At 72.0% G+C, this 10,984-nt stretch carries 10 protein-coding genes and 2 pseudogenes; 10 read left to right on the top strand and 2 right to left on the bottom strand.

The window, feature by feature from the left end; genetic code table 11:
• Both D471_RS40160 and D471_RS34230 read left to right on the top strand, forming a co-directional pair.
• Positions 1-195, top strand: a pseudogene (locus D471_RS40160) (hypothetical protein); the annotation flags it as partial.
• Positions 196-220: 25 nt separating this feature from the next.
• Positions 221-2,725 (top strand): OmpA family protein, encoded by a 2,505-nt coding sequence (locus D471_RS34230; protein ID WP_017598997.1) that lies wholly within the window; start codon positions 221-223, stop codon positions 2,723-2,725.
• A gap of 168 nt (positions 2,726-2,893) precedes the next feature.
• On the opposite strand, the gene D471_RS0112890 is transcribed toward D471_RS34230, so the two are convergent.
• Both D471_RS0112890 and D471_RS0112885 read right to left on the bottom strand, forming a co-directional pair.
• Positions 2,894-3,454, bottom strand: a complete 561-nt coding sequence (locus tag D471_RS0112890; protein ID WP_017598996.1) for an anti-sigma factor — start codon at positions 3,452-3,454, stop codon at positions 2,894-2,896.
• Entirely contained in the window at positions 3,445-4,023 is a 579-nt protein-coding gene (locus tag D471_RS0112885; protein WP_051059158.1) for an RNA polymerase sigma factor, read from the bottom strand. Before D471_RS0112885 ends, D471_RS0112890 begins: the two co-directional genes overlap by 10 nt.
• 180 nt (positions 4,024-4,203) lie before the next feature.
• On the opposite strand from D471_RS0112885, the gene D471_RS0112880 reads away from it, so the two are divergent.
• The 8 genes and pseudogenes from D471_RS0112880 to D471_RS34220 all read left to right on the top strand — a co-directional run.
• Positions 4,204-4,710 (top strand): Asp23/Gls24 family envelope stress response protein, encoded by a 507-nt coding sequence (locus tag D471_RS0112880; protein ID WP_017598994.1) that lies wholly within the window; start codon positions 4,204-4,206, stop codon positions 4,708-4,710.
• Positions 4,710-4,946 (top strand): hypothetical protein, encoded by a 237-nt coding sequence (locus D471_RS34225; RefSeq protein ID WP_017598993.1) that lies wholly within the window; start codon positions 4,710-4,712, stop codon positions 4,944-4,946. The genes D471_RS0112880 and D471_RS34225 overlap by 1 nt, the downstream gene beginning before the upstream one ends.
• Entirely contained in the window at positions 4,943-5,338 is a 396-nt protein-coding gene (locus D471_RS0112870; protein WP_241479615.1) for an Asp23/Gls24 family envelope stress response protein, read from the top strand. The genes D471_RS34225 and D471_RS0112870 overlap by 4 nt, the downstream gene beginning before the upstream one ends.
• 30 nt (positions 5,339-5,368) lie before the next feature.
• On the top strand, positions 5,369-5,986 hold the full coding sequence (locus D471_RS0112865) for a DUF6286 domain-containing protein (RefSeq protein ID WP_017598991.1): 618 nt from the start codon (positions 5,369-5,371) through the stop codon (positions 5,984-5,986).
• Positions 5,987-6,180: 194 nt separating this feature from the next.
• Positions 6,181-6,648: a hypothetical protein gene (locus tag D471_RS0112860; protein ID WP_241479614.1), complete on the top strand. Its 468-nt coding sequence runs from the start codon at positions 6,181-6,183 to the stop codon at positions 6,646-6,648.
• 341 nt (positions 6,649-6,989) lie between these two features.
• Entirely contained in the window at positions 6,990-8,093 is a 1,104-nt protein-coding gene (locus D471_RS0112855; RefSeq protein ID WP_017598989.1) for an LLM class flavin-dependent oxidoreductase, read from the top strand.
• A complete protein-coding gene (locus tag D471_RS0112850) occupies positions 8,090-8,710 on the top strand; it encodes an FMN reductase (protein WP_017598988.1) in 621 nt (206 codons plus the stop codon). The genes D471_RS0112855 and D471_RS0112850 overlap by 4 nt, the downstream gene beginning before the upstream one ends.
• 490 nt (positions 8,711-9,200) lie before the next feature.
• Positions 9,201-10,984: pseudogene (locus D471_RS34220) on the top strand (glycoside hydrolase family 6 protein); the annotation flags it as partial.

Raw genomic sequence — 10,984 nt, 5'->3', positions numbered from 1 at the left:
CTGGACCCCGCCGCCGCGGCCGCCGCCGCGCGGGGGTTCCTCGCCGAGTCCGGCGCCTCGGGGACCGTCACCGTGGACGGGGACACCGTGACCGTGACCACCCGGGTCAGCTACGACTTCGCCCTCCTGCCGCTGGGCTCCACGACCGTCGAGTCCACCGCGAGCGCCCGCCCGTACACAGAACCCGCGCCCTAGTGAGTTGAGGCGGCCAATGACACGTTTGCGCAAGCCGAGTGCGATCCTCCTCGCCGCGGTGGTCCTGTTCGGTGTCCCGTACGCGCTCCTGTGGCACCTGGAGTGGCCGCGGCTCGACCTGACGTGGGCGGGCGCGCTCGTCCACCTGCGCGGCCTGAGCGTCCCACCGGGGGTGCCGACCGCGTTCCTGATCGTGCTGCTGTGGACGCTGTGGGGCCTGTACCTGGCCGGGATCGTCGTGGAGGCCGTCGCGCGACTGCGCGGAACGCCCGGCCTGTTCCGACCCCTGGGCCCGTTGCAGGCGGTCGCCGCGACCGCGGTCGGCGCGACGGTCCTGACCCCCACCTACGCGCTGGCGGACACCGTCGCGCAGGAGGAGGAAGGGGAGGAGGCGCCCTCGGACGAGGACGGAGCGCCGCCGCCCGTGCCCGTCTCCGACGAGTCGCGGGCGGGCCAGAGCGTCGAGCGGGAGCGCACGGTCGCGGGCTTCGCGACGGACTCGGCTGAGCTGACCGACGCGATGCGCGAGGACCTGGCCCCGGTGGTCGAGCTCGTCCGCGAACACGGTGATCCGGACGTCCCCGTCCGGATCAGCGGGCACGCCGACCCCAGGGGGGAGGACCGGTACAACGTGGAGCTGTCCGAACGGCGGGCCCGGGCGGTGGCCGACCACCTGGCCGCCGAGCTCGGCGACGCGGCACCCGAGACGGTGGTACGGGGCGCCGGGTCGCAGGAGCCGCGTGAGGGAGACCACGCGGCGCAGCGCAGAGCGGAGCTGGTCTACTCGGTCAGGACCGACCCCGTGCCGCCCGCGCAGCCCGGGGCGGAGGACACGGCGGAGCCGGCCGAGACAGTGGAGCCCACGGATACGGCGGACACGGTCGCTCCGCCTGAGGCTTCGGACACGACCGAGCCCGCCGAGACGATCGAGCCCGCGGAGACGGTCCAGGTGGAGACGATGTCGGCGACCAGCGACACGGGGTCGATCCCGGACGGCGCCGAGCAGGACCAGGACGAGAACCGTGTCGTCGTCCTCGAGATCCCCGACGGAGCTGTCGGGCTCTCCTTCGCCTTCGCGGGCGTCCTCGGCGGATACGTCCTGGGCAAGCGCGGTGTCCGAATCCCCGGGGTGGTGCTGTCGTTGCCGCGCCGCCTTCCGCCCTCCTCCCGGTCCAAGCCCCTCGCCCTCCCGCCCGCCGAGCCCCGCCCGACCCCCGGTGACGACATCGACGAGCGGGTCAGTGTGGAACTGGGCCACGTGCCGGGCATCGGAGTCACCGGCAAGGGTGCGGCGGGCGCCGCCCGGCGGTTGCTCCTCAACGCGCTCGACGACTCGGGCGAGCAGACCGCGCGTGTGGTGATCACCGAGGCCGACACCGTGCGGTTGATCGGAGAGAAGGGGCGTGACCTGCTCAGGAAGCACCCGTGCGAGCCCGTTCGGATGGTCGGCACTGTGGAGCGGGCCCTGGAGGAACTCCAGGACGAGCTGCACCAGCGAGCGGACGAGGCCCTGCGGGTGGACGATCCGGCACCGCTCGTCCTGATCACCGCGCCCGACACCAGGCACGAGACGGCGCTGTCCTCGCTCCTGCTGCACGGCCAGCACCGGGGCATCACCGCGGTGGTGCTCGGTCGGTGGCCGCTCGGAGGGAGCCTGACGGTCGCGGAGGACGGGCTCATCACCGAGACCAGTACCCCGCTCGCCCCGCTCGCCCACCACTCGTGGCCTGGCTGCGACGCCGACCAGGTGACCGAGGCGATCCGCGCCTACCGGCACTCCGTGCCCACCGGGGGCGAGATTCCCGGGGACGGGCTCGTCCCGGCGGTGCCCGAGCGGTCGGAGGTCGAGGAGCCCGAGGAGGCTGTGGAGGTCGAAGAGGTCGAGAAGCCCGCGGAAGCCGGGGGGCCCGAGAAGCCTGAGAAGGTCGAAAGGATCAAGAAGCCTAGGAAGCCTGAGAAGGCCGATCCCCTCACCGACCCGACGGCCTATTCCGCGTTCTGGGACACCGGCGAGGACGAGGAGGACGACCCCGAGACGAACGCCTTCTGGTCAGAGGTCCTCGGTGACGACTCACTCGAAACGGTTGACGTGGCCGAGCCCGGCGCCTCCGAGACGACCGTGGGGGAGGATCCCGTTCCGGAGGAGGCGACGTCCGAGACGGGAGCCGTCGGTGCGGGCGCACCCGAGAAGGCTCCCGCCACCGGTTCCGTGTCCGGTCGAGCGCGAAAGCGCCGGACCATCGGTCCCCGGGCCACGGCCGGACGCCGGGGCCACCTGAGCCCGGACCAGCCGAGCCCGGACCAACCGAGTCCGACCGCATCGAAACCAGCCGTGCCGAAACCGGTCCAGCCGAAATCGACCGCACCGAGTGTGACCGTGTCGAGCCCGGCCCGGTCGAAACCGACCGCACCGGACACGCGGGTCGGCTCCCAGGAGTCGGGTGGTGACGGGTCGGCGAACCGTCCGCTGCCCCGTAAGCCCCGGAAGGCGGGCAGGGGCAGGACCTGGCGTCCGAAGGAGAACGCCTGACGCGGCGAGCCCGATCCATCTGCTCCGGGGCGGGTCGCCTGGACCGCGGCGGTGCCGCGCGACCGTCCGCGGCGCCCGGCCTCCTCTCCGTCGGCCGGGCCACATCCGTCGTGCCCGCCGCCGGTGGTGTGACGTTCCCGATCACGGGGACGGAGAACCTCGTGGACGTCAGCGGTTTCCGTCCCCGTTGTCGCGCACGTCCACGACGTCGAGGTCCACCCGGACCACGGGCAGTCCCAGCCGCTCCTCGACCAGTGCGCGCATGCTGCTCCGGGCCGCCGCGGTCGCCTCGGGGATGGGCCGGTCGAGCGCGACCCGAACCGCCGCCCGGATGATGACGCCCCGGGCGGTCTGCTCGATCCGGCAGCGGCCGACGACCACGCCGGGCACGGTGTCGACCGAGGCTCGCAGAAGGGCCGCCACGGCCGACTCACGGATCTCGGTGCCGCCGGGGCCGGGTCCGTCCAGGACGATGGTGCGCCCGGGGCGGCGCTCCGCGCGTACGACGCGCATGACGTCCGAGACCAGTCCGGTCGGAGCGGTCACCCGCTGCTCGTCGGACTGGCGCACCGCCGTGACGAGGGGCCGTAGTTCCTCGGCCTGTTCCCGGCAGTACGGGCACGCGGACTCGTGCTCCGTGAGCGCACCGGAGACCAGATGGCGCAGCAGGGCGTCCACCGAATTGGTGCAGGGCAGTCGGTCGTGGACGTCGGACGGGTCTACCGCCATGACTCAAGCGCCTCCACGAGATGGGTACGCGCGCGGTGTATACGTCCACGCACGGCGGTCGGGGTCGCATCGACGATCTCGGCTATCTCCTCATAACCCAATCCTTCCATTTCGCGCAGAATCCAGCAGACACGCTGGGGAGGCGGCAATCCGGACAGCGCTTCGAACAGCGCCTCCCTCAGGCCTCCGGCGAACGCCTCAGCCACCGGACCGGGCCCCGCGGCCATGATCCGCTCACCGTCCTCGATCGGCGTCTCTGGTCTCCTGGCCCGCAGGACGTTCAACGCGCGCCGTCCCACGATGCGGTTCAGCCAGGCGGCGAAGCTCTCGGTGTCGGCGAGTTCGGGAAGCTTGCGCCAGGCGGTGACCAGCGCCTCCTGGGCGGCGTCACGGGCGTCCGCGGGCTCTCGCAGGATGCGCAGGGCGATCCGGTAGACGGTGTCCTGGTGTCGGCGAACGAGGGTCTCGAACGCTCTGTCGTCACCGTCCTGGGCGCGTTCGACGAGCACACTCTCCGAAAGCGCGCACGCACCATGCGTCGGTGACTGGGTGGCCTCTCCCGTGCACATGCACAGTGAAACTACCCTACGTGTTCAAGTTGTCGCTCAATGCTTTCCCATCTCGCTCCTCGTGCGCCATCGAATGTGCGGCAGGTCACATGAGATCGACCGTGAGCCTCATGCCTCCCCACGTGTCCTTCCACTGAGACACGACGCGACCGCGTCGATGAGGACCCAAGGAGAACGCCCGTGACCGCGAAGAACAGTCAGAGCACGCAGGCCACCGACCTGGAGGCGACTCCGGTCGATTCGCGCGGGACCTCCGCCGTGGCCCGTACCGACCGGACCCGGGGAGCGGCCACCGCGGCAGGCCACACCTCCATCGCCGACCACGTGGTCGCCAAGATCGCCGGTATGGCGGCACGGCGGGTCCGGGGCGTGCACCAGATGGGAGGCGGTGCGGCGCGGGCGTTCGACGCCGTCCGTGAACGCATCCCCGGCTCCACGTCGACGAGTGCGGTGGCGCGCGGCGTCGCCGTCGAGGTGGGGGAACGGCAGGCGGCGGTGGACTTCAACCTCGTGGTCGAGTACGGGGCCCGCATCCCCGACCTGGCGGCCGTCGTCAGGCGCGACGTCGTCGCCGCGGTCCAGGGTATGACAGGTCTGGAGGTCACCGAGGTCAACATCACCGTGGACGACATCCACCTGCCCGACGAGGACGAGACCGACGCCTCCGCCGCACCGAGGGTCCAGTGATGCGCGACCGCGCGGAGGGGGCCGCGGACCCCGCACACGGAACCGGCCCGCCGTGGTCCCTCGCCGGACTGGCCTTCGGGGCGGTCCTCGGGCTGACCGCGGCCTTCGGCGGGTTCGGCGCCTTCCTGCTCGTACTCGTGCTCGGCGCCGCGGGGTTCCTGGGAGGACGGGTGTACGAGGGCGACATCGACCTCGCCGCGCTGTTCGCGGGGCGCCAGCGTTGGGGGCGGCGGTGAGCGGTCAGCCCGAGGCCCTTCCCTCCGACCGCGCCACACCGGACGCGCCGCGGGTCGCCCCCGGAGTCCGCGGCGCGACCGTCGTCTCCGACCGGGCCGTGGAGCGCCTGGTGCGCGCGGCCGCCGTCGGGCACCCCTATGTCCGTCCGCTGGACGGGCGACCCGGAATCCGACGTGCGGGCGGCCCCGCCGCCCGGGCCGACGTGCGGCGGAGCGGAGCACGCGTCGCCGTGCGCCTGCGGATCGCCGTCGCCTATCCGGTCCCCCTGGGGCGGACGTCGTCGGAGGTGCGCCGCCGCGTCGCCCAGGCGCTGGAGCGCATGGCCGGCCTCGTCGCCGACCGCATCGACATCGACGTCGTCCGGCTCGTGCCCGACCCGCGGGCACGCTGACCCCCGACCGCTTGAACGAAGGAATCGCACGTGACCCATCTCCAGGAAGCAGCAAAGGTCCGGGAAGAGGAGCCCGGCGCGTCCCCGGCCGAACTCCGGGACGCGCGGCGCACCGCCCTGCGGGTCTTCCGGCCCCGGCGTTCGGTGCCCGCGATCATCGCGGCCCTGTGCGTCGCGGGTGTCGGCGGGGTGGTCCTGATGCTCTCGACGAGCCAACTCGGCCTCACCGCGCCGGGACTCCAACCCCACGAAGGGCTGGTCGACACGGCGGTGACCCCCTGGGAGTCACCGGGGGCGATGGTGGTCTCCGCCGCCGCGGCCGCGCTCGGACTAACCCTGATCGTGACCGCGCTCCTTCCCGGGGCCGGCGCCCACACGGCCCTGCGCACCGATGTCCGCGACACGGTCGTGGGCGTGTCCGGGCGTGCTCTGCGCGCGCTGCTCACCGGCGCGGCGTACGGGGTCGACGGTGTCGTCCTGGCGCGGGTGCGGATGGGGCGCCGCTCGGTGCGGGTCCGGGTCCGCGCACACGTCCACGGCGCCGACGGACTACGGCAGCGGGTCGAGGCCGTCGTCCTCCGGCGCCTGGAGGAACTGGCTCCGCTCCGGCCGCCGCGTGTGGTCGTGCGAGTGCGAGTGGAGGCCTGAGCATGGAGGAGCGCGCGTGTGACCGGGATCCCGCCCCCACGGAGACTCCCAGCACGATCCGCGGGTTCGCGCACCGGAAGGCGAGGCGGACCGCGCGCGGCAACCGCGTCGGCCTGGTGCTCGTGGGGTTCGCCCTTCTGGTCTGTGGGGCGTCAGGGTTGGCTCTGGGTTGGGCGGGGCTTGACGGGAACCGCGTGGCCGAACGATTCGCGGACCACGGGGCGGCGATGGCCGCATCGGCCCTCACCTGGCCATGGACCGCGCACGCGGTGGCTCTGGGCGCGACGGCCGTGACACTGCTCGCCGTCCGCTGGCTGCTGGTCCAGGCACGGACGAATCGCCTGCGATGGCTGCGGCCGGGGCCGGACACCGGAGCCGGGTGCACCGGCGTCGCCGCGGTCGCGGTGGGGGCCGCGCTGGTGGATCGGCTTCGGTCCGATCCGCGGGTGCTGCGGGGCCGCGCCCGGTTCACCGAGTGCGCACGGGAACCCCGGCTGTGGTTGGACCTGGAACTGACCGAGGACGCCGACCCCGTGGACGTGTGGCGCGGTGTCCGTGAGGACGGTCTCACCTCCCTGCGCCTGTCCCTGGAGCTGGAACGGCTTCCGACCGTGATCCGTGTGACCGTGCCGAGACGCCCGACGGGTCGAAGGCTCGCCTGACCCGCGCGCCCCTCAGAGGGGGAGGGGGCGGGTCGGGCGGAGGGGGCGGGGGTGGCGTGGCCACTGGTACTGGGGAGACACCGGCGGCCCCGCCCCCGCCCGTCATCTCGGGGTGGTCCGACACCTGGGGGCGGTCCGGGCGCCTCGACCGCACGGACACCGCGCCCCGTGCGGGCCGTGGTCCGCACCCGTGCGCGAGGGTCGCCTCGTCGCCGATGCGCGCCAATCCCCAAGCCGCTCGAAGGCACTGTTCCTCGGCGGGAATACCACGGCGTGTGCCGCTGTTCGGCATGATAGTTTCTGGCGAAACTACTTCTTTGGAAGCTAACTAGGAGCGGGTCATGCAGTTCGGAATCTTCTCGGTCAGCGACGTGACCACGGATCCGACCACCGGGCGCACGCCCACCGAGGCCGAGCGGATCAAGGCCATGGTCGCCATCGCCCTCAAGGCCGAGGAGGTCGGCCTGGACGTGTTCGCGACGGGCGAGCACCACAACCCGCCGTTCGTCGCCTCCTCGCCGACCACCATGCTCGGCTACGTCGCCGCGCGCACCGAGAACCTCGTCCTGTCCACGTCCACCACGCTGATCACCACGAACGACCCGGTCAAGATCGCCGAGGACTTCGCGATGCTCCAGCACCTGGCGGACGGGCGCGTGGACCTGATGATGGGTCGCGGCAACACCGGTCCGGTCTACCCGTGGTTCGGCCAGGACATCCGCCAGGGCATCCCGCTGGCGCTGGAGAACTACAACCTCCTGCACCGGTTGTGGCGGGAGGACGTGGTCGACTGGGAGGGCAAGTTCCGCACGCCGCTGCAGGGCTTCACCTCCACACCGCGCCCGCTGGACGACGTGCCGCCGTTCGTGTGGCACGGTTCCATCCGCAGCCCGGAGATCGCCGAGCAGGCCGCCTACTACGGTGACGGCTTCTTCCACAACAACATCTTCTGGCCCGCCACCCACACCAAGAAGCTCATCGCGCTCTACCGCCGCCGCTTCGAGCACTACGGCCACGGCACCGCCGACCAGGCGATCGTGGGCCTGGGCGGCCAGGTGTTCATGCGCAAGAACTCCCAGGACGCCGTTCGCGAGTTCCGGCCCTACTTCGACAACGCGCCCGTCTACGGAGGCGGGCCCTCGCTGGAGGAGTTCACCCGTGAGACGCCGCTGACCGTCGGCAGCCCGCAGGAGGTCATCGACCGCACCCTGACCTTCCGCGAGATGTTCGGCGACTACCAGCGCCAGCTCTTCCTGATGGACCACGCGGGCCTGCCGCTCAAGACCGTCCTGGAGCAGCTGGACATCCTCGGCGAGGAGGTCGTGCCCGTGCTGCGCCGCGAGTTCGCCTCCGGCCGGCCCGCCCACGTTCCCGACGCGCCCACCCACGCCTCCCTGCTGGCCGCCCGGCGGGAGGTCGACACGACCACGGAGGTTGTTCGATGACCACCCGCTCGATCGTCACCGTCACCGCCGGGCTGAGCGCCCCGTCCTCCACCCGCCTGCTCGCCGACCGGCTGACCGCCGCCACCGAGGAGGCGCTGGCCGAGCGCGGCGTGCGGGCCGAGACCACGACCGTGGAGCTGCGCGAGGTGGCCCACGACATCATGAACGCCATGACCACCCGCGTTCCCACCGGACAGCTGCGCGAGGCCCTGGACCGGACGGCCGCCGCCGACGGAGTCATCGCGCTCACTCCGGTGTTCAACGCCTCCTACAGCGGGCTGTTCAAGTCGTTCTTCGACGTGGTCGAGCCCGAGGCCCTGGACGGCAAGCCCGTGCTGATCGGTGCCACCGGGGGCAGCCCGCGGCACTCCCTGGTGCTGGAACACGCCCTGCGGCCCCTGTTCGCCCACACCCGGTCGGTGGTCGCGCCGACCGGGGTGTACGCGGCCTCGGAGGACTGGGGTTCGGGGGAGAGCGGTGGCCGTGAGCTGGCCGAACGGATCCACCGCGCGGCCCGCCAGCTGGCGGGCCTGGCGGTCGACCACGCTCCCGTCGGCCGGGACGGTTTCGAGGACCCGGTCTCCTTCGACGACCTGATGAGCGGCCTCGGCCGGTGAGGGAGGCTCGTCGGGGCGAACGGTGCGGGATGTTTCGGGCGGACGGGTGATCAGTCCACCTGAAACACCCTCGCCGGCGCTTCGGGCGTCGGCCAAGGGCGGCGAGCTCCCGTGCCGGGTTCCGCCGGCGTGCCCGGAAATCCGCGCTTTATGGGGTGTTTACACGCGGACGGTTGGTGACTACGCTCATGGGAGCGCTCCCGAAAGGTCGCACACCAGGGCGGCGCGAATCACGTGAGTCCTTCACGCGGTTCGTTCGCCCAGGTTTGGGAGCGCTCCCATGCAGTGTTCCCCCACGACACGGCGACAACATCCCCCACGACACGGCGCTCGCCCGCGCCGATCACCGAGGTGGCCATGCCCTGCCCGCTTCCACCCGTCAGCCGTCGTACGGGCCGCGCACGCCTACCGTGCCCGGCCCGCGGACCGCCTCCGCACGTGCTCGCGTGATCCCTGATGGACCGACCCCCCAACCATGAGGAAGCAGCAGATGAGCACCTTCAGACGTGTGCCGGACTTGGGTCCGGCGCCGCGACGCGGCCTCGCCGCGATGTCCGTCCTCCTTCTCGGCGGCGCACTGGCCGCCGTCACCCTCCCCACGACCGCCAGCGCCGCCACCCAGTGCGAGGTCGACTACCAGGTCGCCAACGACTGGGGTTCGGGGTTCACCGCGAACGTGGAGATCGCCAACCTCGGCGACCCCGTCGACGGCTGGGAACTGAGCTGGGACTTCGACGGTGACCAGCAGATCACCAACATCTGGAACGCGACGCACACCCAGTCCGGCCCGAGCGTGACCGCCGCCAACGTGGGTCACAACGCCACCATCGGCACCGGGTCCGGCGTCTCCTTCGGCTTCCAGGGCACCTACGGCGGCGACAACCCCGTCCCGGTCGAGTTCACCCTCAACGGCACGGTGTGTCGGGGCGAGGTCGACCCGGACCCCACGGGGGAGCCCACGGACGAACCGACCGACGAGCCCACCGACGAGCCCACCGACCCGGACCCGAACCCGGGCGAGCGCGTCGACAACCCCTACGTCGGCGCCGACGTCTACGTGAACCCGATCTGGTCGGCCAACGCCGCGGCCGAGCCCGGCGGCGACGCCGTCGCCGACGAGCCCACCGGCGTGTGGCTCGACCGGATCAGCGCGATCGAGGGCAACGACAGCCCCACCACCGGCGACTACGGCCTCCGCGACCACCTGGACGAGGCCCTGGCGCAGGCCGCCGGCGACCCCCTGGTCATCCAGGTCGTCATCTACAACCTGCCCGGTCGGGACTGCGCCGCCCTGGCCTCCAACGGGGAGCTCGGCCCCGACGAGATCGACCGCTACAAGAACGAGTACATCGACCCGATCGCCGACATCCTCGCCGACTACGAGGACACCGAGCTGCGCGTCGTGACCACGATCGAGATCGACTCGCTGCCGAACCTGGTCACCAACGTCGGCTCCCGGCCCACGGCCACCCCCGAGTGCGACGAGATGCTGGCCAACGGCAACTACGTCGAGGGGGTGGGGTACGCCCTGTCCACCCTCGGCGCGATCGGCAACGTCTACAACTACGTGGACGCCGGCCACCACGGCTGGATCGGCTGGGACGACAACTTCACCGCCTCGGCCGAGGTGTTCCACGAGGCCGCCAACGCCGCCGGGGCCACCCCCGACGACGTGCACGGCTTCATCGCCAACACGGCCAACTACTCCGCCCTGGAGGAGCCCTACATCGACGTGGACGGGGTCATCGGCGGCGCGCTGGTCCGCCAGTCCGCCTGGGTGGACTGGAACCGCTACGCCGACGAGCTCTCCTTCGCGCAGGCGCTGCGCACGGAGCTGGTCGGTGTCGGCTTCGACGAGAACATCGGCATGCTCATCGACACCTCGCGCAACGGCTGGGGCGGCGACGAGCGCCCGACCTCGCCGAGCTCCTCCACCGACGTCGACACCTACGTGGACGAGAGCCGGATGGACCGGCGCATCCATATCGGCAACTGGTGCAACCAGGCCGGGGCGGGACTGGGCGAGCGCCCGCAGGCCGCCCCCGAGCCGGGGATCGACGCCTACGTCTGGATGAAGCCGCCGGGTGAGTCCGACGGCTCCAGCGAGGAGATCCCCAACGACGAGGGCAAGGGCTTCGACCGCATGTGCGACCCGACCTACGAGGGCAACCCGCGCAACGGCCACAGCATGAGCGGCGCCCTGCCGAACGCCCCGGTCTCCGGCCACTGGTTCCCCGAGCAGTTCCAGGAACTGCTGGACAACGCCTACCCGCC

This window comes from Nocardiopsis lucentensis DSM 44048, from assembly GCF_000341125.1.
Taxonomy (GTDB): Bacteria; Actinomycetota; Actinomycetes; order Streptosporangiales; family Streptosporangiaceae; genus Nocardiopsis; species Nocardiopsis lucentensis.
Note: the sequence above shows the minus strand (reverse complement) of the source record. Positions and strands in the feature narration are given on the sequence as shown.